Genomic DNA, 19,778 nt, shown 5'->3' with positions numbered 1-19,778 from the left:
ACGCGCATCCGCAGCGTCCGCCGCGATGCCGCCGTCCGGGGAGTCCTCAGCCCTTCGCGCCCTTGCGGGGCTTGAGGAACTCGTCTGGAGCGTTCTTGGCCTTCTTGGCGGCCCGCTTCTCCTTGAGTGAGAGCTGCGGGGCCTTCTTGCTCGCTCGACCCTGGGTGGACTTTCCGGACATGTGCGCTTCCCCTTTTCGTGGCTGGCGTAACCCCTGACCATACCCGGAACGGCATAGAAGTCAAATTTCCTGCTGAGCGGCAAAAAAGCCGTCATCGCCGGCCGGTCGGGAACGGCGTCTCGCGAGGGAGCGGTCGGGGTGATGGCACGGCCGCCGGAAGCGATCGAGGCGCTAGCGTGTGCGCTCATGAGCGTCTACCGCGACCTGGGACTTCGACCGCTGATCAACGCGTGGGGCACGGTGACCGCGGTCGGCGGCTCGCTCCTGGCGCCCGAGGTGCTCGACGCGATGCGCGAGGCCGCCGGGGCCTACGTCGACCTGCACGCCCTGCAGGCTCGGGCGGGGGAACGCATCGCCGCCGCGCTCGATGTGGAGGCCGCCTGTGTCACCGCGGGAGCGGCCGCGGGGCTCACGGTCGCCACGGCCGCCGCGATGACCCGCGACCACCCGGAGCTGCGCGCCCGGCTGCCGCGCGCCTCCGGACTGCCGGACGAGTGCCTGATGCTGCGCGGCCATCGCAACCGCTACGACACGGCGGTGGCGGTCGCGGGTGCCCGCGTGGTCGAGGTGGAGGACGCGACGGGGGCGAGCGTGGAGGAGCTGCGCCGTGCCCTCAGCGAGCGGACCGCGCTCCTGCTGTGGATGGCGGAGGCCCGGTCGCTGCCCGGCTCGCCGCCGCTCGCGGAGGTCGCCGCGGTGCTGCACGAGCACGGCATCCCGCTGGTGGTGGACGCCGCCGCCGAGGTGCCGCCGCGGGCGCTGGTGCGGCAGATGCTCGACGAGGGTGCCGACCTCGTGGTGCTCAGCGGTGGCAAGGAGGTCCGCGGACCGCAGTCGTCGGGGATGATCCTCGGTCGGCGCGAGCTGGTGGCCGCGTGCGCGGCCGTCGCCTATCCGCACCACGGTGTCGCCCGGGGGATGAAGACCGACAAGGAGACGATCGTGGGGCTGGTGGCGGCGGTCGAGCTGTTCGCTCGGCGGGACGAGGCCGTGGAGCAGGCAGCCCGGGAGCGGATGGTGTCGGAGCTGGTCGCGGGGCTCGCGGGGTGCGCGGATCTGCGCGTGCGGCGCCACGTGCTGGAGCGCCCCGGCATCCAGCCCGCCTCGATCCCGCGCGCCTACGTACGGCCGCTGCACGCGACGGCTGCGGCGGTTGCGGAGCGTCTGCGCTCCGGTGATCCCGAGGTCGCGGTGGGCGTGGACGGCGACGAGATCGCACTGAATCCGCAGTGCCTCACGCCGGAGCAGGTGCCGGTGGTGGTGCAGGCGGTCATCCGGGCGTGCGCGCCGGTGTCATGAATTTTCATTGACGGTCGCGCGTTCGTAGTTTAGTTTCGTCGTGAACAGGCCGCCCTCGACCGAGAGATGCTCATGCCCGCGCTGCGCGACCCCGCCCTGAGCCGCCTCGCCCACAGCCTGCTGTGGCCCGGATTCGCCGGACGCACCGCCCCCGACTGGCTCCGGCGAGCGCTCGACCACGGTCTCGCCGGCGTCGTGTACTTCGCGCAGAACCTCGATCCCGCCGACCCCGATCAGCCGCGCGCGCTCTCGGCGGAGATCCACGGACGACACCCCGGAGCGCTGATCGGCGTGGACGAGGAGGGCGGCATCGTCACGCGCCTGGAAGCGGCCGCGGGCTCATCGACGCCCGGCAACGCGGTGCTCGGCCGCCTCGACGACATCGACCTCACCGAGCGCGTCGCCGCCTGGACCGGGCGGCTCGTGGCCTCCGCGGGCATCGACGTTGACCTGGCGCCGACCGTCGACGTCAACGCCGACCCGCGCAACCCCGTGATCGGCGTCCGCTCGTTCGGCGCCGACCCCGACGTCGTCGCCCGCCATGCCGCCGCGGCCGTCCGGGGGATCCAGTCCGCCGGGGTCGCCGCGTGCCCCAAGCACTTCCCCGGTCACGGCGACACCGTCACCGACTCGCACCTGGCGCCGGCGACCGCCGATGTGACGCTCGAACAGCTGCACGCCGTGCATCTGCCGCCGTTCCGCGCCGCGATCGAGGCGGGCGCGAAGACCCTCATGACGGCGCACATCCGCGTGCCCGCGCTCGGCGACGCACCGGCGACCCTCAACCCGACGAGCCTGCGCCTGGCCCGCGACCTGGGCTTCGACGGGGTGCTCATCACCGACGCGGTCGACATGGCGGCGATCCGCGGCACGGTCGGCTCGGGGCCCGGCGCGGTCGGGGCCCTCGCCGCGGGCGCAGACCTCGTGTGCATCGGCAACCCCGCCCTCAACCCGCAGGTCGGCGGCGAGCGCACCGACCAGGTCGAGTTCGAGGAGGTGCTGCACGCCGTGTACGAGGCGCTGCGGTCGGGCGCGTTGCCTGTCGCGCGCGCGGAGGAGGCGGCGGCGCGGCTCGCCGAGCTCTCGGCCTGGCGCCGCGACCACGGGGACGACGCCGAGCGCCCGGCGGCCTTCGAGGGCGCAGACCTCGTCGCCCGGGCGGCCACGGTGGTCGGTGATGTGCGCCTCGGCAGTGCGTCGGCGACGGTGGTCGACGCCCGCACGAAGCGCAGCGTCGCGGTGGGGGAGGCGTCGGACTTCTTCACCGTGGCGCTGCGCGAGCGGATGCCGGTGGAGCGCGCATCGCTCGCCGGACTCGATGCGACGGCGGCTGCCGCACGGGCGGCCGCGGTCGCCGCGAACCGGACGGAGGACGTGGTGCTGCTGGTGAATCAGCCGCAGAGCAGTCCGTTCGAGGCGGCCGTGCAGGAGGCGGTGCTCGCCGTGCGCCCCGACGCCGTGGTCGTGTATGCGGGGTGGCCCGCAGAGGGTGATGTGCGCGCGGGTCGGGCGGTGCTGGCGCTCGGGGCGTCGCGTGCGTCGGCGGTGTACGTCGCTCGGGTGTTGTCCGGAAGCGCCTGAGACGACACACCGCTCGGTAGCACGTTGTTTTGAATGACTCAAAACAACGTGCTACGGTCGGAGGGAACCGGACGGCCAGACCGAGGCTCCCGCGCCGCACTCGACGGTGATCAGGGGAGCACCGCGGGCCGCAGAACCGCACGACCGCACAGGGGGCGAGACCCCCGCTCCGGCGTGCGCGCCGCCAGGGGCCGCCGGCCCCTCCGCGCGAGCCTGCCCTCCGGACGAGAGAGGAACACGCATGAAAGAGTCACGACCCGCCGCCCGCCCCGGCATCCGCTTCATTTCGATGCCGCACGCCCTGGGACGCGGCGCCCGCGAGGACATCGTGTGGGAGGCGCTCGAGCGCATCGACGGCAAGCCGACCCCGGACGTCGGCACGATGCAGGCCGCGATGGGCAACGAAGCTGAGATCCGGCTCGTGCACGACACGGTGCGCGCGTACCTCGACGCCCGTGGCGTGCGGGACACGGCCGCCTGGGCTGCGCGCATCGGAGCGGCGGAGTGAGGCCGCTGGGCCCGCGCGCCGCCGGCGCAGCGGTGCTGCAGGTGCGCGGCGAGTACGCACTGCCGGTGACGCCGATGGATCTGCACACGACACCTCCGCGACCGAACGACGGCGGGATCGTGGTGCAACTGCGGTCGTCGGGTCTCGGCGGCAGCTCCTACGTGGTGGCTCCCGCCGGTGCCGTGCCGAGCGCGATCGTGCTGGAGTACGGCGACGGCCGGGAGCGGCACTGGCGTCGTGGACGCGGGAGCTCCGCTGATGTGGTGCCGTATGTGCTGGTGGACGACTCGGGCTCGACCGGGTACGTGACGGAGAACAGTTGCCTCAAGCAACAAAAGGCGTAGACTGAGGGCATGGCGAACGCCCAGAGCATCGCCGACATCCACGTCGCCCTCGTGAACGTGGTGTCGGCGTGGAGCGAGAGCGACGTGCAGACCCAGGTGGCCGAGAGCGTCGGCGTCGCCCTCGACCCCACCGCCATCCGCGCGGTGTATCTGCTCGGGCTGCACGGGGGGGCGCTGGGGTTCGGTGCCCTCGCCGAGCACGCCTCGATGTCGCGCCCGACCACGTCGAAGCTCGTCGCCCGCATGGCCGCGCAGGGCGTGGTCGACCCGATCCGCACCGGCCGCACGGTCGAGGTGCGCCTCGCACCCGCCGGCGAGCAGGCCTACGCACGCCTGGTCGACGCCGGTCACCGCCTGGTGGCAGACGCCCTCGCCGGCTGGGACGCGGACGAGATCTCCGCGTTCCGGCACCAGCTCACGCGCTTCGTCTTCGCCCTCGCCGGCACGCCGTCGGCACCGTCCATCCAGGAGGAATCATCATGACCCGCACCTACGTCGTCACCGGCTCGGCATCCGGAATCGGAGCCGCCACCACCTCGCTGCTGCGCGCCCAGGGGCACACCGTCATCGGTGTGGACCTCGCCGGCGCCGAAGTGGCGGGCGACCTCTCCACGCACGACGGCCGCATCGCCGCCGCGGAAGCCGCGATCGAAGCCGCGGACGGCAGCATCGACGCCGTGATCGCGTGCGCCGGCATCGCCGCCCCCATCGCGAAGACCATGGCGATCAACTTCTTCGGCGTGACCGAGTTCCTGGAGGCCCTGCGCCCCACGCTCAGCCTGGCCGACACTCCGCGTGCGGCCGTGGTGTCGTCGATGGCGTCGCTGCAGCCGGTGTCCGCCGAGCTCGTCGACGCCGCCCTGGCCGGTGACGAGGCCCGCGCGCTGGAGATCGGCGACCGGCTCGCCGCGACCCCCGAGGGCGGGTTCCTCAACTACTCGTCGAGCAAGCGCGCGGTGTCGCGGTGGGTGCGCCGCGAGTCGGTGACGCCCGCGTGGGCCGGAGCCGGCATCCCCCTCAACGCCGTCGCCCCCGGCACCGTGATCACCGCCATGACCGCCGGTCTGCTCGGGTCGCCCGAGGGCCTGGCGCAGGTGGACGCCGCCGTGCCGATGCCGCTCAACTACCACCAGCCGGCGTCGTCCATCGCAGAACTGCTGGTGTGGCTGACCAGCCCGGCGAACACGCACATGGCCGGTCAGACGATCTACTGCGACGGCGGGGCCGACGCGGTGCTGCGCGGCGACGACATCTGGTCGTGGAACGACGCCCCGCAGAGCTGACGCGACACCGCCGGCGGGAGCCGCGGCCTGACCTAGACTGACCGCATGGGGGAGTTGTGGCGCCGGATGTCGCCGCGCTCCTGGGGTCGTCTGTTCTTCGGAGCGCAGGCCCTCGCCGGCGCCGCGTGGTGGATCGCGGTGTTCGTGTGGCCCGGCATCCGCACCGCGACCCTCGGCTCTCTCGACGCGCCGCTCGTCGCGCTGCTCGACATCCCGCTGTTCGTGCTCGGGTCGGCCCTCGCGGCAGCGGGACTGCGCGCCGCGGTGTGGTCGACCACCGGCTGGACGACCCTGGTCGCGGCCGGCATGGCGCTGTACGCCACCGTCACGGGCGCGGCCGGATGGGGCGCGCTGCTCATGGCGGCCGCGGCGCTGGGGTCGATCGGCGCCGCCGTGCTCGTGCTCACCGGCCGGGTTCCGTCCGAGTGGCTGCTGCGGGGGCCGTTCCGGTTCCGGCTCGCGGCGACCGCCCGGCCCGTGGCGCATCTGTCCCGCACGGCCGTGCAGATCCTCGTGTTCTCCGCCGTGTTCCTGGTGGCACTGCCCGCCGTGATCGTCGTCGCCGAGCATCGGTGGGGGCTGCACGTGCCGTTCCCCGTGGCCGTGCGCATCGCCGGTGCGGTGCTGTTCGCGCTCGCGTTCGCGCTGTCGATGTGGTCGGCCGCCTCCATGTCGGTGCGGGGCGAGGGCACCCCCCTGCCCTCGGCGATGCCCCGGCGGCTGGTGGTCGCCGGGCCCTACCGCTTCGTGCGCAACCCGATGGCGGTCGGCGGCATCGCGCAGGGCGTGGCGGTCGGCCTGATGGCGGGCTCGTGGCTCGTGGTGCTGTACGCCCTGTGCGGGTCGCTGGTGTGGAACGCGCTCGTGCGACCACTGGAGGAAGCCGACCTGGAGGCGCGGTTCGGTGCCGACTTCCGCGCCTACCGCGACCGCGTGGCCTGCTGGATCCCGCGGCGTCCGCGCATCACCGCCTGACCGATCCCGCGGGGGAACCTCCCGCCCGGGAGCCGTGCAGCAACCCGTACGCGCCGAGCACCGGCGAGCGCACTGTGCGGTCGGGGTCGAGCGGCCACGCCTGCTCCGGCACCGCGAGCAGCAGCACCCACCCCGTCCGCTCGGCGGCCGCACCCCACCCGCCCGGCACGGCCCCCCGGCGCATCGCCTCGGCGTAGGCGGGCCCGGGCACCCCGAGGTCGCGCAGCCGCAGGCCGTCGTCGCCGCGGAACTCCACGCCCACCCGCCGCACCGGTGCGACCGGACCGTTGACGGGCGGCTCCAGGGTGCTCCACCCGTGCGCACGCAGCACCTCCGCCACGGTCTCGTCCGCGTCGGGCGGCAGAGACAGCAGCAGGCACGGGGCGCCGTCGCCGCCGACATCGACCACGGCGAACGTGAACGTCAGGCGGGGTAGTCGCTCCGGGCGGCGCCGGGCACGGCGGACCGCGCCGAACCCAACCACGACGGCGAACGCCCCCAGGGCCGCCGGTGTTCCAGCGACGAGGAACGCGACCACGACCACCCCCACGCCGAGGGCCACCCGCACCCCGCGGAGCCTGCCTGCGTCAACGGTCGGTCTGTGCGCCATGCTCCGGGCCGTCTCCCGCGGTGCCGTCCGCGTCCGGAGCCTCCACCGCCGCGTGCGACCCGTGGGCGCTGTCGGCCGCGTGCACCTCAGCCCTGGTGAGCGGCAGCAGCCTGTCCTCGAAGAACCACCGGGACACGGCGGCGCGCAGGTTCTGATGCCACGGGATGCGCCCCTTCGCGTTCGGCCGTACGACCAGCAGCTGATACGACTCCACGTCGATGAGTTTCCAGCGCTCGTACTCGTCGACGGGCTGGTGCACCTCGACGAACTCGCCGCCGGGCAGTCGCACGATGCGACCCGTCTCGAAGCCGTGCAGCACGATCTCGCGGTCCTTCTTCTGCAGCGCCAGGCAGATCCGCTTCGTCAGGACGTATCCGAGCACGGGACCGAGGATCAGCAGCGCCTGGAGCGTGTGGATCACGCCCTCCATCGTGAGCATGAAGTGCGTGGCGATGAGGTCGGACGACGCCGCCGCCCACAGCACCGCATAGAAGAGGACGCCCGCGACACCGATCGCCGTGCGCGTGGCCGCGTTGCGCGGCCGTTCGGCGATGTGGTGCTCGCGCTTGTCGCCCGTGACCCACGCCTCGATGAACGGATAGAACAGCACGGTGAGGATGAACAGCCCCATCACGGCCACCGGCACGATGATGCCGAACGACCAGGTGCGGTCGAACAGCACCACGTCCCAGTTCGGCGGGGCGAGGCGCAGCGCACCGTCCGCGAAGCCGATGTACCAGTCCGGCTGCGTGCCCGCCGAGATGGGCGAGGGGTCGTACGGCCCGTACACCCAGAACGGCAGGATCTGGAAGAAGGTGCCCAGCAGCGCGATCACGCCGAACACGAGGAAGAAGAACCCCCCCATCTTCGCCGCGTAGACCGGCATGATCGGGTAGCCCACGACGTTGTCGTTCGTGCGGCCGGGGCCGGCGAACTGCGTGTGCTTGTTCACGATCATCAGGATCAGGTGGAGGGCGATCAGCGCGATGACGAGCATCGGCAGGATCAGGATGTGCAGCGTGTAGAGCCGTCCGATGATGTCGGTGCCGGGGAACTCGCCGCCGAAGAGGAGGAACGACGTCCAGGTGCCGATCAGGGGCAGGCCCTTGATCATGCCGTCGATGATGCGCAGACCGTTGCCCGAGAGCAGGTCGTCGGGCAGGGAGTAGCCGGTGAAGCCCTCGGCCATCGCCAGGATGAACAGCGCGAAGCCGATCACCCAGTTCAGCTCGCGCGGCTTGCGGAACGCGCCGGTGAAGAACACCCGCAGCATGTGCAGGCCGATCCCGGCGACGAACACCAGCGCCGCCCAGTGGTGCATCTGCCGCACGAGCAGCCCACCGCGGATGTCGAACGAGATCCGCAGGGCCGAGTCGAACGCGGCCGTCATCTCCATGCCGCGCATCGGGGCGTACGCACCGGTGTAGTGCGTGGGGACCATCGACGCCTGGAAGAAGAACGTGAGGAACGTGCCCGTGATGAACACCACGACGAACGCCCACAGGGCGATCTCGCCCAGCATGAACGACCAGTGGTCGGGGAACACCTTGCGCCCCAGCTCCTTCATCAGTCCAGAGATGCTGGTGCGCTCGTCGAGGTAGTTGGCGGCGGAACCGACGAAACGGCCTCCGAGGGGTCGTCGGGAGGTGTCGTGGTCTGCCTGGTCGCGAGTGCGCGTCGTGGCCATGGGGTCCTCTTCGGGTGGTCAGGTGAGCGGGAGCGGGGGAAGGAGAAGGGGGCGGGCGGGCGTCAGCGGTCGGCCCGGAGCTGGGTGGCCCGGCGGCGCAGGCCGCTCATGCGCCGCTCCAGGGCGCGCAGGCGTAGCCACGCGTCCACGTCGCGCGTCTCGAGCGCCGCGAGATCGCCCTCCGTCAGGGCATGCAGCCGGTCGACCGTCAGATCGTCGTAGCGCACCCCGTGGCGGTATCCGCGTGCGAACGCCCGCGAGATCCCGAGGATGACGAGGAGGATGATCACGCCGATGATGGATCCGAAGAGCGCGTCCACGGAGTCTCCCTTCGCTGTGTGCCGGAGGCACGTCGGCGGGAGAGCGCGGCGCCAGGAGGGTCGCAGTGTGCGGCGAAGCGGAGGCGGGGACGGTTCCACCGGCAAGAAGCGACACGAGACGACCTTCATGGTCAGTCTTGTCGCTTTGCGGGTACTGCGCCCTCGTCCGCAGGTCCGGAACTCGGACCTGCGGCCACCGTAGCAGAGGTCGTGGAGGCCCGGCCAACCCGGGTCGCGCGTGCACAGGTGCTGTTGCGGTTCCGCCGCTACCCTGGGAGTGTCCCCGGTCACCGGGGCGGCGGACGAGGGAGCAGTACCCGCACACGACGACTGACTCACGAGGGAGTCGTCATGTCCAGGGAGAGGCCGACCGGCGAGGAGCCGACCATGAGCCGACCGTCGATCAGGCAGCTGGTGACCCCCGTCGATGTGGTCCGCGTGGCGCTCGGCTGGGGTGCGTTCGGTGCGCTGCTGCTCGCCCACCCGTTGCTCGCGCCGCCCGTGCCCGGTCCGCTGCTGGTGATCGCGCTCGTGGGCATCGTCGCGGTGATCCTGGTGTGCGCGTTCGGCGTGGTGAAGCAGGCGGAGGCCCTCGCGCACCGCCTGGGCGACCCCTATGGCTCGCTCGTGCTCACCCTGTCGATCGTGCTGATCGAGGTGATCCTGATCTCCGCGGTCATGCTCGGTCCCGGCGAGCACGCCACGATCGCCCGCGACTCGGTGATGGCCGTGTCGATGATCATCCTGAACCTCGTGATCGGGCTCGCGCTGCTGCTGGGCGGGCTACGTCACCGCGGGATGGCGCACAACCGCACCGGCACGTCGTCGTACCTGGCGATGCTGGTGGTGCTCGTGGCGCTCGGGATCGCCCTGCCCGGGCTCATCGGCGACGACGGCGCGTACACGGTGGGGCAGGAGATCCCGATCATCGTGCTGACGCTCGCGCTGTACGCGTTCTTCCTGTTCCGGCAGATGGGCGCGCAGGCGGAGGACTTCACGGAGGTCGACGAGCGACTGCGGACCGCGGCTCGTACGGAGGAGCCGCGCCCCGGCATCCGGGAGGTGCTCGCCGCGCATCGCACCGAGGTCGTGACGCGGCTGCTCCTGCTCGTGGTCACGGTGGTGCCGATCGTGCTGCTGTCGCACGACATGGCCGCGCTGCTCGACGACGGTCTCGCCAGGGTCGGGGCGCCCGTGGCCCTCGCGGGGCTCCTCATCGCGGGCATCGTGTTCCTGCCCGAGTCGATCACGGCCGTGCGGGCGGCACTGAACGGTGAGGCGCAGCGCGTCACGAACCTCTGCCACGGCGCGCTCGTGTCGACCGTGGGGCTCACGATCCCCGCGGTGCTGGTGATCGGCATGCTCACGGGGCAGACGGTGGTGCTGGCCGAGTCGCCCGCGAACCTGCTGATGCTCGGCGTCACGCTGCTGCTGTCGGTCACGACCTTCTCCGCGAAGCGCGTGACGGCGATGCACGGCGCCGCACACCTCGCGACCTTCGCCGTGTACGTCCTCATCCTGTTCAGCTGACGGGGGGGTCGCGGCCGGAAAGAAGTGTGTAAGGAACTCCCCGGAGCGGCAAGGCGCGGTCGGCGGTCGACGGGGACGGCGGCGACACCCGAGATTGGAGGGACACACCCCTTCCTCCACACCCGGACGGTCCGCATGAAGACGAAGCTCCTTGTCACCCTCGCCGCGACGGCGCTGCTCGTGGGGGGATCGCTCGCCCCCGCCCACGCCGACGAGAGTCTCCACCAGGATGTCGTCTACGCGCTCGAGCACGTCCCCGGGGGCGTCGCCGTGGACGCGTACACCGCGGAGTGGCCCGATCTCGGCATGCAACTCACCGTCCCGTCGCCATACCAGCGGGCCGTGGGCAGCTGTGCGACCGGACAGTACTGCGCCTACTCGGAGCCGAACCGCGGCGGAACGCGGTTGAGCTTCAGCGTCTGCTCGATCGTCAGCACCGCCGGCCTCAGCACCGTGCGCTCGATCGCCAACGCCCGCTCCTCCGGGACCGTCCAGGCCCGCAATGCCGCGAGCACGGTGCTGGCGTCGGCGGGCGCGGGGGTCACGGCGAATGTCGTCGGGGCGGTCACGAACCTCCGTTGCCTGTTCTGATCATGCCGCTACCCTGTTCACACCGGATCGCGGCGTGAGGGAGGGGCGCATGTTCCGCTTCACGTTCACGCACCCGCTCGCGCTCGCTGTCGCGGCGCCCGGTTCCGGCGACGCCGCCGGCTTCCTGCGCGTGGCGCCCGGCCGCGTTCGGCCGACGTCGCGCGCGGCCGAGCACGACGGCGCCGGCACGAAGGCGGTGGTGTACCGACAGCTGTTCGACCAGTACTGGCCCCGCATCCACCGCCACCTGGAGTGCTTCATCGACGACGCCGAGGAGGTCGAGGAGCTCACGGCCGAGGTGTTCCTGATCGCCTGGCGCAAACTCGACCCCGCGAGCCCCATGGGATTGCGGTGGTTCCTGCGCACCGCCGACAACAAGCTGCGCGATCGCAGCCGGCGTGCGCGGTCCCGCGACAGGGCCATCGACGCGCTCACGCGCGGGCTCAGCAACCCGGCCGAGCCGCTCGACCCGATGGAGGCACTGGCGCTGCGGCGCGCCCTCCGGTCGCTGAGCGCCAGGGAGCGGCAGGTCGTGGTGCTCACGTACTGGGACGAGCTCAGCGCCGGTGAGGTGGCCGAGGCGCTGCACACCAGCCCCGGAGCCGTGTGGACCACCCTGACGCGGGCACGCACCAAGCTGCGCGCCCAGCTCGAGACGGGACGGGCGCGATGAACATCTCCGACACCGAGCTCGACCGCCTGTTCCGTGCGGCGAACCCGGCGCCGCGGACGACCGACGACAGCGGCCTCACCGCGGCCGAGATCGCGATCCGCGAGGGCATCATCCGCGGCGACTACCGCCCGCAGAGGCGCCGCCGCCGCCCGGCCCTGGTGTGGGCCGGAGTGGTCACGGCGACAGCGGCCGTCGCGGCTGCCACGGTCGTCGCGGTGTCGGTGCTGGTGCCCACGCAACCCGCGGTGGCGCTCACCCCGCCCGCCCTGCACTACACGGCAGCCGGTACCGCGGCGGAGGTGTTCGCCGACGCGGAGCGCACCCTGATGGTCGACGCCGCGGTCGCGCAGGCCCCGGTCGTGCACTCGGTGTCGTGGAACTGGAGCGTCGACCTGGCGGACGAGCACGTCGAGGTCGTGCCCCAGGAGATCACCCTGGAGTGGGGTCCCGGTCAGCCGACCGTCTCGACCATCGTCGCGGGGGAGCCGTACTGGCCCGACGGCGAGCGTCCGGATGGCATCGCCGCGAGCCCGTACGCGCCCGGCGAGCTCATCGACACCGTGGCCCTGTCACCGGAGGAGTTCGCTCTGCCGACCGCGGTCGCCGGACTCTCCGGAAGCTCGCGCGCCGAGCTCGACGCGGCCCTCGGTGCATTCGGGGCCACGTCGGCGTCGTCGTCCGGGGAGCTGCTGGCCGCGATCACCGGCTTGCTGCAGTACTGGACGCTGACGGACGCCCAGCACGCGGCGCTGCTGGAGCTGCTCGACGAGGCAGGGGGCGTGACCGTGCGGGGCGAGACGACCGACCGCCTGGGGCGCGACGTGATCGGCGTGCAGGTGTCCTCGGTGGTGCCCGAGCGGGTGGAGACCGCGTTCATCTCCGTCGAGTCGGGCCGGATCGTCGGTGTGGAGAGCGAGCTCGTGGCGCCGCTGGAGGGTCTGCCGGCCGGCGTGGTGTCGTACACGATGTGGGATGCCGCGCGCTGAGAGGCGGCCGTCGCGACCCTCCGGAGAAGCCGTGTAAGGAACACGGCACTCGTGCAAAAGGGCTTCCCGTGCACGCCCCGATCCGCGCGCACACTGAAAGCTCGCGGTAAGGACATCGGCGTCAGGGCGACGGCAACATCGAGAACAACTCGGGCCTCGTGTACGGCGTCACGTGGGATCCCGCGTCGGCGAAGTTCATCTGACCCCTCACCCCTGGAGCGTTCACCCGTGTCGAAACACCTTCGTCTCGGCGGCGCGATGCTGGTGGCGGCTGCGACTCTCGCAGCCGCCACCGGCTGCGTCTCCGACACCCCCGCCGCCGAACAGACGCCGACGGGCAGCGTGGAGAAGAACATCTCCGCGTGGACGCTGCCGCTGGACCCCTACGTCCTGACCGACAAGATGCTCAAGAAGGCCGCCTACGCGGGTGCGCTCGTGATCGCCGAATGCCTGGAGGAGAAGGGCACGCCGCTGCCGGTGCCGTACGTCGACTTCGACAGCGCTTACGAGGGCCGCGAGACCACGCGTTCCGCGCTGACCGAGGAGGTCGCGAGCACGTACGGATACCACCTCCCGCAGGAGGCGCTGCCCCTCGAGGTGCTGCCGTGGGAGGCGTATCGCACCGCCGACCTCGATGCGGCGACCGCCGCGGTGAGCGACGAGTGCTCGGCCGAGCTGCAGGGGCGGATCCCCGGGTACTCCTCCGACATGATGAACTTCTCCTCCATGTTCGTCGGGTCGGCGTTCGAGGGCGCCCTGGCCGACCCGGCCGTGAGGGAAGCGGCCGATCGGTGGAACGAGTGCATGGTGCCCCTCGGTGTGGAGGATCTTCCCGCCCTTCCGATCGACATGCCGTCCGACTCGGTGCGGCAACGGTTCACCACGAGCCCCCTCAGCGGAGACGACCCGAGCACGGGCGACATCACGCGTGAGGAGGTGCGGCTCGCGCTGGAGGATGTGGATTGCCGGGAGTCGTCGGGCTTCCAGCAGGCGTTCTACGACGCGCTGTGGGAGCGGGAGGCCGCGTCGTACGAGCAGAACGCGGAGGCCTTCGAGTCGCTGCGGGCGAAGGTCGCCACGGTGTCGGCGGAGATCGACGCGACGATCGCCGAGCTCGCGACGGCGGAGTGACGGCCGGATGGTGAAGGAGGCCGCCGTCCCCCGCCGGTCACGTCGCGTCGTCCTGATCACGGCGTCCGTGCTGGTTGCCGGTGCCCTGTTCGCCGGCGGATGGGCGGCGGCGCTCGTCTTCCGGTCTCCCGCGCAGATCGACGCGGCCGCTCAGCCCCCGATCCCTCCCTCATCACCGCGACGGTGGTCCGCGGTCAGCTCGCCGATGTGATCAACGCCCAGGGCACCGTCGCCAACGTCGATGAGATCTCCACCGCGGTGCCGACGCCGGACGGCGGCGGGAGCGTGACGCTGTCTCCCGTCACACCGGGGCAGCAGGCCTCGGCGGGGACGCTGCTGCTGGAGGTGAACAACCAACCCCTGTTCGCGATGCCCGGGTCGTTCCCCTTCTTCCGCGACATGAAGACGGGCGACACGGGGCGCGACGTCCTCCAGCTGCAGAACGGCCTGATCGCGGCGGGCTATGCGCTCACGGCGGACGGTGCGTTCGGACGCGCGACCGCGGAGGCGGTGGCCGGACTGTTCCGGGCGAACGGCTACGCGGTGCCCCTGGTCGACCCGGCGGCGGATGCCACGGACGGCGATGCCGCTCCGGTGGTCCCGGCGACGCCGGCTCCTCCGTCCACGAAGGTGGTGTCGGCGCCCGCTGCCGCGTTTCTGGTGGTGCCGCAGCTTCCAGCCGCGGTGCTGGCGATCCCGGCGACCGGCGCGCTGCCCGAGAAGGCGGCCGTGGTGACGTCGTCCGGAGAGACCGTGGTCAAGGCGACGGTCGTCCCGGCGGTCGCCGCTCAACTCGAGGAGGGGATGTCGGCCACGATGCTCGCGGGCTCGACCACGGTCGCGCTCACGCTGCTGCGCATCGTCGAGGTCGAGAACGAGGACGGCGAGAGCTCGTTCGACGTGCTGTTCGCGTACACCGACGCGAGCCAGCGCCCGCAGCAGGCCGGAGCAGAGGGGCTCGTCAGCATCACGCGGGAGATCGTGGCGGAGGAGTCGCTGCTCGTGCCGTCCCGCGCCGTCCTGTCGCGCGGGGAGAGCCGCTACGTGCTCGTCGCGAGGGAGGGCGGGTTCGTCGAGGTCGCGGTCTCTGAGCGGGGGGCTCTGGACGGCACGAGTGCGGTGACGGCGGTCGACGACGGCGAGCTCGACGCGGGCGACGAAGTGCGGGTGCAGTAGTGCCGACGCTGTCGCTCGACCGCGTCTCGCGGGTGTTCCCGACGACGCCGCCGGTCGTGGCGCTCGACGGGGTGGACGTCGTCTTCGCGCAGGGCGAGTACGTGGCCGTGGAGGGCGAGTCCGGCGGGGGGAAGTCGACGCTGCTGGGAATCGTCGGACTCCTGGACCGTCCGTCGTCCGGCCGCTACCTGATCGACGGGGACGATGTGGCGGGGCTCTCCGATCGTGCTGCTGCCGCGGCCCGATCGGACCTGCTCGGCTACATCTTCCAGAGCTTCCATCTGCTCGACCGGCGCACCGTGGTCGAGAACGTCGAGCTGCCGCTGCACTATCGGGCCGTGGACCGCGACGAGCGGCGTGGGCTCGCGCTGCGCGCGCTGCAGGATGTCGGGCTCGGGGAGTTCGCGCAGAGCCGTCCCGGCGTGCTGTCGGGCGGGCAGCGGCAGCGGGTGGCGATCGCGCGGGCGATGGCGGCGCGGACACCGATCCTCCTGGCGGACGAGCCGACGGGAAACCTGGACTCGGAGAACAGTGCCGCGGTGCTCGAGCTGTTCGACGAGGTGCGGCGGTCGGGCACGACCCTGATCGTGGTGACGCATTCCGCTGTGGTCGCCGAGCGGGCGGACCGGCGGGTGCGGGTGGCGGACGGGCGGGTGGTGTCCGATGGGTCGCGGCGTGCACCCGTGGGGGAGGACGGCGCACGCCGCCACCCGCCCGTCAGCGGACCGCATCCCCCGGGCCGCGCCTCGACCGTGCGGTTCGGCGACCTCGTTCGCGACGCCTGGCGCAACGTGACGAGTCGCCCTGGTCGCACCCTGGCCCTGGTCGCCGCCCTCGCGGTCCCCCTGGCACTCGCACTGACGACACTGGGGCTGGCGTCGTCCGCGAGCGTGCAGGTGTCGAGCGATTTCGACACCGTCGCCGCACGGGAGGTCGCGGTGCAGGCGCCGGGCGACGGGGTGTCGCCCACGCTGACGACGTCGCTCGACGCTGCGGCGACCGAGCTCACGGAGTTGAACGGGGTCACCTCGGCCGCTGTCGTGGAAGACTCCGGCACCCACGCGGTGCGGGTGGGTGCGCCGCGGCCTGAGGTCGAGACGGGGGTGTTCGCGGCGGCCGGTGATCCGGTCGCCGCGCTGCGGCTCGAGGTCGACTGGGCGGAGGGGGCGGACGCCCTCGGTCCCGGCGAGGTGCTGGTGGGCACGCACCTCGCGGCGAACCTGGGCCTCGGCCCGGTCGAGCGGGCGCCCACCGTGAGCATCGACGGGGAGACGTTCGTGGTGGCCGGGGTCGTGTCGTCGTCGCCACGGCGCACGGATCTGCTGGGCAAGGCGATGATCCTCGCGGCGGCCGACGCGGCACCCCCCGTCGGCTCGGTGTCGGGCTACCTCGTGACGCGCGCGGGTGCTGCCGGCCAGGTCGCGGCGGAGGCCCCGGTGGCGTTGGATGCGTTCCGGCCGGAGCGCTTCGACGTGTCGCAGCCGCCGGCGCCGAGTGCGACCCGCGAGAAGGTGGAGGCCAGCGTCGGCATGAGTCTGGCGGTGCTCACGGCCGTGGCACTGGTCGGCGGCGTGCTGTCGATCGTGCTGGCGACGGTGAGCTCGGTCGCGGAGCGGCGCGCGGAGATCGGACTGCGGCGAGCGCTGGGGGCCAGACGGCTGCACGTGAGTGCGATGCTGGTGGCGGAGTCGATGCTGCTCGGCGTGCTCGGCGGGCTGGTGGGGGTGGTCCTGGGGATGTCGGCGATCCTGGCCGTCACGCTGGCGCGGCAGTGGACGCCGGTGTTCGACGTGCGACTCGCGCTCCTCGCCTTGGGCGGCGGTGTCGCGATCGCCTGTCTGGGCGCGATCGCCGGGGCCGTGCGAGCCGGGGCGGTCCTTCCGAACGCGGCCCTGCGCTCGTAAGCGTGTGCCCGAGTCCGCGACGCTCTCAGTGTTGCGTTCGCGGGTGCGTCGCCCGCTGCATCACCCGCGCGCGCATCGAAGGCGGCGATCACCGCGATCATGTCCTGTCCGCCCAGCCCCGCCCGATTGGCCTCGTCGAACAGGTCGCGGCTCGCGTGGATGAGGGGGTGCGCGGTCCCGGCGGCGATGAAGCCCACGGTGCGTGTGTCCATCCCCGCCTCCTCTCAGGTCAGCCGGTCGGCGCAGTGGACCATTTGTTGCGTTCCGCATGAAGAGTTCGCGCTGGCTAACGGCCCTTCACATAGTGGCCGAGCCGCCCTTCACGAACCCGGAAGAAGCCGAACGCCGTTCCCGTAAGCGTGCCCACGGAGAAGGAAAGCGCGATCTCCGCGGATCGGAGCGCCAGGCTGGGCAGCTCAGTGGGCGCGGTGATCGTCGCCGTAAGGAATCCCGCCATCCATGCCGCCGCGACAGCGGGCAGCGACCAGGCCACGCTCTCGATGAGGTGCTGAAGGTAGAGAGTTCCACGGCTCGCGCCAGCGTGCAGATTGGATGCGATCTCTACGCGACGGAACCAGACGGCCATGGCCGACAAGACGAAGCCGACCAGCGCTGCAAGGTAAGGCGCGTACCGGGTGATCCGAGACTCGTACTCGGTGGACCCAGCGAACGTGAGACCGTACTTCGTGTTCAGCTGAGAGACGATGGGTTGCTCGCTGGCCGCGGCGCCAGCTGCCGCAGGCGTGACGGAGGTGAGAAGCAGCTGTCGGAGGTCAGACCGTTGCGGCCAGGACAGCACCCAGCACTCGTCGAATGCCCCATCGCTTGCGCTGGTCGGCGACAGCACCGCCCAGCCGAAGCCCGCGCGGCGACCGTCCGGCGGGTACGGGTAGGTGCCGCGGACAGGCGTGGGAGCGCCCGCCGTCAGAGGCAGAGCAGTCGACCCGAGATTCGAGGCGACATCCGTGCTGACATAGACTCCAGAGCCGCCGTCCTCCGCTCCAAGTACCCGTGCGAACGCAGGGGTCGTCGTATACAGGTCGAGCGGCTCGCCAGGTAGGGTTCCGGCTGTCACCTTGCCTTCCGGGCGCATCGCGCCGGCGGCGAGAACGTTCGGGGTGTCGGCGAGCGCATCGCAGGATGCTCCGTTGATACGTCCGGGGAGCGCCAGAGTCATCACGGCCGCGCCGGAGCCGCGATACTCGATCGCGTCGTCCACCGTCCGCGAGATGGTGAGGACGTCGGAGAGAACGGCGACGGTCAGGGCCAGAGTTGAGATAAAGAACAGCGCCCCGAGGCGGGACGTGCCTGAGGTGAGGTTGCGGATGATCTCCCGAAGCAGCGCGTGTGCTCTCATTCGGCGAAGGCCCTCGGCGAGTACTGGGCGAGGTCAAGGTTGATGTCGCAGGCATCCCGCGTCTCCTCATCGTGTGTTGCGACGATGACGATGGTGCGGGAGGACGCGACGTTCGAGAGGACAGCGTTTACGACATGGGCGGTTGCGCGATCCAGCTGCGCGGTCGGTTCATCGACGAGGAGAAGGTCCGGTGATGAGGCGGCCGCCCGCGCCAGCATCAGTCGTTGCGCCTCGCCACCCGAGAGGTGGCGAAACTGTCTGTCGCGGACATCGTGCAAGTTGAATCGCCCGAGGAGCTCGAGGGCGCTCTCATCCGCCTCATCGGCGCGCATGCCGGAGGCGATGAACGGGAACGCGACGTGGTCGATCGCGGTTCGTTTCGCCACGCCGTAGGGGTTCTGGAAGACCCAACTGGTCGAGTCCACGCCGTCCATGCTCACGTGGCCGGCCGCTGGCGCGGTCCACCCCGCGAGGATCGCCATCAGCGTGCTCTTCCCCGACCCGGATGCACCGGTCAGCGCGTAGATGTGCCCCGGCGTGAACGTGTACGACAGCCCCCGGAACAGCCACGCATCACGCGAGTACGCGTGTCCCAGGTCCGACACCTCTACCCGCATGTCGGCCGTTTGCCGGGTTGCGCATCGACCGAGGCGGGCGATTCGTCTGCCGAGAAGACGACGAAGGAGTTGCCGAATTCCGACCCGACCACCGTGACGACCAACGGATCGTTGTCGACGAACACGCAGGAGGAGCCCGTGGAATCCGTCATGACAGCAGTTGCGGGGATGGCCGCGACCTGAACAGGTGTCTGCAGAACCACCGTGCCTTTGAGGGTCAGCGACGTTGCCTCCGGGGATGCGCTTGCCGCTTCCCGGAAAGCATCGGTGTTGCGGACGGCGTCGCTGGTCACCTCGGGCGGCAGTTCGCCCGCATCGCCCAGCGCTACCGGCTCCGGGAGGAGATCCAGATACCGTGCGCCGGGAAGCCGGCCTTCGGGGAGCGACACCGCAGAGATGACGACCCCGGAGTCGACCGTGGCGAGTGAGCCGCCCGGCGCCACGGAGCCACTCAACTGCGCGTCGCATTTCTCCACCGTCACGGCGGGAGAGGGGAGCCAGACGACGAGGTCTCGTGTCAGAGCCCCGTCGAGCTCGACGCCGACGGTCTTCGCGAGCGTGGTCAGCGTTCTCATCTCGTCGCGCGAGAGTGCGGAGTCGACGTTGGCAGGTTGCCCCAGACGAACGAGTTCCTCTTCGAGCGCCCGCACGTCCTGTCCTTTGTCTCCGGGAACGAGATCCCGCCACAGGGGTACAGAGGTCGAGAGGCTGAGCAGGTTGACGCCATCGACCGCCACAGACGACGTTGCCGAGCTCAAGGTCGTCCCCCGGGTACACGCCCACGACGTCACGGTTCCGGGGCGGTTCACCGCGATACTCATCGGCGGCAAGATCTCCGCCGTGAGTTCGACGCTTCGCGGATCATCGAACTCCTGCATCGTCACGGCGATGGTGGAGAGTTCGTCCTCACCCTTCAATGTGCCCGGGGTGTTCGCGGTCAGAAGCGAATAGGCCAGGCCGATGCCGAGCGCCGCGCCCACGACGAGCGTGCACCCGACGATCGTCAAGCTCGAGGAGACGGAACC

General features: G+C 71.4%; 22 protein-coding genes and 1 riboswitch. Of the genes, 15 read left to right on the top strand and 7 right to left on the bottom strand.

Translation table 11 applies throughout. The features are described 5' to 3' along the window. Nucleotides 1-46: 46 nt before the first annotated feature. Nucleotides 47-181, bottom strand: a complete 135-nt coding sequence (locus ACFV3I_RS02030; protein WP_275089379.1) for a hypothetical protein — start codon at nucleotides 179-181, stop codon at nucleotides 47-49. A gap of 186 nt (nucleotides 182-367) precedes the next feature. Here ACFV3I_RS02030 and ACFV3I_RS02025 point away from each other — a divergent pair, with 186 nt between their 5' ends. The 7 genes from ACFV3I_RS02025 (at nucleotide 368) to ACFV3I_RS01995 (ending at nucleotide 6,171) form a co-directional block, all read left to right on the top strand. Then, a complete protein-coding gene (locus ACFV3I_RS02025) occupies nucleotides 368-1,480 on the top strand; it encodes an aminotransferase class V-fold PLP-dependent enzyme (RefSeq protein WP_378822252.1) in 1,113 nt (370 codons plus the stop codon). A 72-nt stretch (nucleotides 1,481-1,552) separates the two neighbouring features. Then, on the top strand, nucleotides 1,553-3,061 hold the full coding sequence (locus ACFV3I_RS02020) for a glycoside hydrolase family 3 N-terminal domain-containing protein (RefSeq protein WP_378822251.1): 1,509 nt from the start codon (nucleotides 1,553-1,555) through the stop codon (nucleotides 3,059-3,061). 241 nt (nucleotides 3,062-3,302) lie between these two features. Beyond that, on the top strand, nucleotides 3,303-3,569 hold the full coding sequence (locus ACFV3I_RS02015; protein ID WP_378822250.1) for a hypothetical protein: 267 nt from the start codon (nucleotides 3,303-3,305) through the stop codon (nucleotides 3,567-3,569). Beyond that, nucleotides 3,566-3,913 (top strand): hypothetical protein, encoded by a 348-nt coding sequence (locus ACFV3I_RS02010; protein ID WP_136036217.1) that lies wholly within the window; start codon nucleotides 3,566-3,568, stop codon nucleotides 3,911-3,913. The genes ACFV3I_RS02015 and ACFV3I_RS02010 overlap by 4 nt, the downstream gene beginning before the upstream one ends. A gap of 9 nt (nucleotides 3,914-3,922) precedes the next feature. After that, nucleotides 3,923-4,396 (top strand): MarR family winged helix-turn-helix transcriptional regulator, encoded by a 474-nt coding sequence (locus ACFV3I_RS02005; protein ID WP_378822249.1) that lies wholly within the window; start codon nucleotides 3,923-3,925, stop codon nucleotides 4,394-4,396. Next, nucleotides 4,393-5,196, top strand: coding sequence for an SDR family oxidoreductase (locus ACFV3I_RS02000; protein ID WP_136044313.1), 804 nt, complete (start codon nucleotides 4,393-4,395; stop codon nucleotides 5,194-5,196). Before ACFV3I_RS02005 ends, ACFV3I_RS02000 begins: the two co-directional genes overlap by 4 nt. 45 nt (nucleotides 5,197-5,241) lie before the next feature. Beyond that, entirely contained in the window at nucleotides 5,242-6,171 is a 930-nt protein-coding gene (locus ACFV3I_RS01995) for an isoprenylcysteine carboxylmethyltransferase family protein (protein WP_240744660.1), read from the top strand. Here ACFV3I_RS01995 and ACFV3I_RS01990 read toward each other — a convergent pair. The 3 genes from ACFV3I_RS01990 to ACFV3I_RS01980 form a co-directional block, all read right to left on the bottom strand. Further along, nucleotides 6,161-6,739: a hypothetical protein gene (locus ACFV3I_RS01990; protein ID WP_247638050.1), complete on the bottom strand. Its 579-nt coding sequence runs from the start codon at nucleotides 6,737-6,739 to the stop codon at nucleotides 6,161-6,163. The two genes, ACFV3I_RS01995 and ACFV3I_RS01990, sit on opposite strands and share 11 nt — an antisense overlap. Before the next feature lie 19 nt (nucleotides 6,740-6,758). Next, the gene (locus ACFV3I_RS01985) at nucleotides 6,759-8,468 is read right to left on the bottom strand and encodes a cytochrome bc complex cytochrome b subunit (protein WP_378822248.1); all 1,710 of its coding nucleotides are present in this window, start codon (nucleotides 8,466-8,468) and stop codon (nucleotides 6,759-6,761) included. A 62-nt stretch (nucleotides 8,469-8,530) separates the two neighbouring features. Next, nucleotides 8,531-8,788: a hypothetical protein gene (locus ACFV3I_RS01980; protein WP_378822247.1), complete on the bottom strand. Its 258-nt coding sequence runs from the start codon at nucleotides 8,786-8,788 to the stop codon at nucleotides 8,531-8,533. Nucleotides 8,789-8,915: 127 nt separating this feature from the next. Then, nucleotides 8,916-8,980, bottom strand: a riboswitch (guanidine-III (ykkC-III) riboswitch). 195 nt (nucleotides 8,981-9,175) lie between these two features. Here ACFV3I_RS01980 and ACFV3I_RS01975 point away from each other — a divergent pair. The 8 genes from ACFV3I_RS01975 (at nucleotide 9,176) to ACFV3I_RS01940 (ending at nucleotide 16,779) form a co-directional block, all read left to right on the top strand. Then, nucleotides 9,176-10,318, top strand: coding sequence for a calcium:proton antiporter (locus tag ACFV3I_RS01975; RefSeq protein WP_378822246.1), 1,143 nt, complete (start codon nucleotides 9,176-9,178; stop codon nucleotides 10,316-10,318). A 135-nt stretch (nucleotides 10,319-10,453) separates the two neighbouring features. Continuing rightward, the gene (locus ACFV3I_RS01970) at nucleotides 10,454-10,909 is read left to right on the top strand and encodes a peptidase inhibitor family I36 protein (RefSeq protein WP_136033282.1); all 456 of its coding nucleotides are present in this window, start codon (nucleotides 10,454-10,456) and stop codon (nucleotides 10,907-10,909) included. A 49-nt stretch (nucleotides 10,910-10,958) separates the two neighbouring features. Then, nucleotides 10,959-11,582 (top strand): RNA polymerase sigma factor, encoded by a 624-nt coding sequence (locus ACFV3I_RS01965; protein WP_168443064.1) that lies wholly within the window; start codon nucleotides 10,959-10,961, stop codon nucleotides 11,580-11,582. Further along, the gene (locus ACFV3I_RS01960; protein ID WP_136035613.1) at nucleotides 11,579-12,568 is read left to right on the top strand and encodes a hypothetical protein; all 990 of its coding nucleotides are present in this window, start codon (nucleotides 11,579-11,581) and stop codon (nucleotides 12,566-12,568) included. Before ACFV3I_RS01965 ends, ACFV3I_RS01960 begins: the two co-directional genes overlap by 4 nt. Nucleotides 12,569-12,796: 228 nt before the next feature. Next, complete coding sequence (locus ACFV3I_RS01955; protein ID WP_168387128.1) at nucleotides 12,797-13,699, top strand: hypothetical protein; 903 nt, start codon at nucleotides 12,797-12,799, stop codon at nucleotides 13,697-13,699. A 7-nt stretch (nucleotides 13,700-13,706) separates the two neighbouring features. Beyond that, entirely contained in the window at nucleotides 13,707-13,910 is a 204-nt protein-coding gene (locus tag ACFV3I_RS01950) for a hypothetical protein (RefSeq protein ID WP_378822244.1), read from the top strand. Further along, nucleotides 13,883-14,875, top strand: coding sequence for a peptidoglycan-binding protein (locus tag ACFV3I_RS01945; protein WP_378822243.1), 993 nt, complete (start codon nucleotides 13,883-13,885; stop codon nucleotides 14,873-14,875). The genes ACFV3I_RS01950 and ACFV3I_RS01945 overlap by 28 nt, the downstream gene beginning before the upstream one ends. Next, nucleotides 14,875-16,779 carry an ABC transporter ATP-binding protein/permease gene (locus ACFV3I_RS01940; protein WP_136035617.1) on the top strand — a complete coding sequence of 635 codons (1,905 nt, stop codon included), beginning with the start codon at nucleotides 14,875-14,877 and terminating at the stop codon, nucleotides 16,777-16,779. Before ACFV3I_RS01945 ends, ACFV3I_RS01940 begins: the two co-directional genes overlap by 1 nt. A 286-nt stretch (nucleotides 16,780-17,065) precedes the next feature. On the opposite strand, the gene ACFV3I_RS01935 is transcribed toward ACFV3I_RS01940, so the two are convergent. Genes ACFV3I_RS01935 through ACFV3I_RS01925 form a run of 3 tightly spaced genes read right to left on the bottom strand, consistent with a single transcriptional unit; the run spans nucleotide 17,066 to nucleotide 19,760 of the window. Then, the gene (locus ACFV3I_RS01935; RefSeq protein WP_378822242.1) at nucleotides 17,066-18,136 is read right to left on the bottom strand and encodes a hypothetical protein; all 1,071 of its coding nucleotides are present in this window, start codon (nucleotides 18,134-18,136) and stop codon (nucleotides 17,066-17,068) included. Continuing rightward, entirely contained in the window at nucleotides 18,133-18,753 is a 621-nt protein-coding gene (locus tag ACFV3I_RS01930; RefSeq protein ID WP_136033269.1) for an ATP-binding cassette domain-containing protein, read from the bottom strand. The genes ACFV3I_RS01935 and ACFV3I_RS01930 overlap by 4 nt, the downstream gene beginning before the upstream one ends. Continuing rightward, nucleotides 18,744-19,760: a hypothetical protein gene (locus ACFV3I_RS01925; protein ID WP_136033267.1), complete on the bottom strand. Its 1,017-nt coding sequence runs from the start codon at nucleotides 19,758-19,760 to the stop codon at nucleotides 18,744-18,746. The genes ACFV3I_RS01930 and ACFV3I_RS01925 overlap by 10 nt, the downstream gene beginning before the upstream one ends. Nucleotides 19,761-19,778: the final 18 nt, after the last annotated feature.

This window comes from Microbacterium sp. NPDC059771 (assembly GCF_042732495.1).
Taxonomy (GTDB): domain Bacteria; phylum Actinomycetota; class Actinomycetes; order Actinomycetales; family Microbacteriaceae; genus Microbacterium; species Microbacterium sufflavum.
This window is presented reverse-complemented; position numbering and strand designations above follow the sequence as displayed.

What these genes read in the sequence shown, in the direction of transcription:
- ACFV3I_RS02030 (WP_275089379.1), bottom strand. Translation starts at nt 181, where the DNA reads ATGTCCGGAAAGTCCACCCAGGGTCGAGCGAGCAAGAAGGCCCCGCAG.
- ACFV3I_RS02025 (WP_378822252.1), top strand. Translation starts at nt 368, where the DNA reads ATGAGCGTCTACCGCGACCTGGGACTTCGACCGCTGATCAACGCGTGG.
- ACFV3I_RS02020 (WP_378822251.1), top strand. Translation starts at nt 1,553, where the DNA reads ATGCCCGCGCTGCGCGACCCCGCCCTGAGCCGCCTCGCCCACAGCCTG.
- ACFV3I_RS02015 (WP_378822250.1), top strand. Translation starts at nt 3,303, where the DNA reads ATGAAAGAGTCACGACCCGCCGCCCGCCCCGGCATCCGCTTCATTTCG.
- ACFV3I_RS02005 (WP_378822249.1), top strand. Translation starts at nt 3,923, where the DNA reads ATGGCGAACGCCCAGAGCATCGCCGACATCCACGTCGCCCTCGTGAAC.
- ACFV3I_RS02000 (WP_136044313.1), top strand. Translation starts at nt 4,393, where the DNA reads ATGACCCGCACCTACGTCGTCACCGGCTCGGCATCCGGAATCGGAGCC.
- ACFV3I_RS01995 (WP_240744660.1), top strand. Translation starts at nt 5,242, where the DNA reads ATGGGGGAGTTGTGGCGCCGGATGTCGCCGCGCTCCTGGGGTCGTCTG.
- ACFV3I_RS01985 (WP_378822248.1), bottom strand. Translation starts at nt 8,468, where the DNA reads ATGGCCACGACGCGCACTCGCGACCAGGCAGACCACGACACCTCCCGA.
- ACFV3I_RS01975 (WP_378822246.1), top strand. Translation starts at nt 9,176, where the DNA reads ATGAGCCGACCGTCGATCAGGCAGCTGGTGACCCCCGTCGATGTGGTC.
- ACFV3I_RS01970 (WP_136033282.1), top strand. Translation starts at nt 10,454, where the DNA reads ATGAAGACGAAGCTCCTTGTCACCCTCGCCGCGACGGCGCTGCTCGTG.
- ACFV3I_RS01965 (WP_168443064.1), top strand. Translation starts at nt 10,959, where the DNA reads ATGTTCCGCTTCACGTTCACGCACCCGCTCGCGCTCGCTGTCGCGGCG.
- ACFV3I_RS01960 (WP_136035613.1), top strand. Translation starts at nt 11,579, where the DNA reads ATGAACATCTCCGACACCGAGCTCGACCGCCTGTTCCGTGCGGCGAAC.
- ACFV3I_RS01950 (WP_378822244.1), top strand. Translation starts at nt 13,707, where the DNA reads ATGGTGAAGGAGGCCGCCGTCCCCCGCCGGTCACGTCGCGTCGTCCTG.
- ACFV3I_RS01935 (WP_378822242.1), bottom strand. Translation starts at nt 18,136, where the DNA reads ATGAGAGCACACGCGCTGCTTCGGGAGATCATCCGCAACCTCACCTCA.
- ACFV3I_RS01930 (WP_136033269.1), bottom strand. Translation starts at nt 18,753, where the DNA reads ATGCGGGTAGAGGTGTCGGACCTGGGACACGCGTACTCGCGTGATGCG.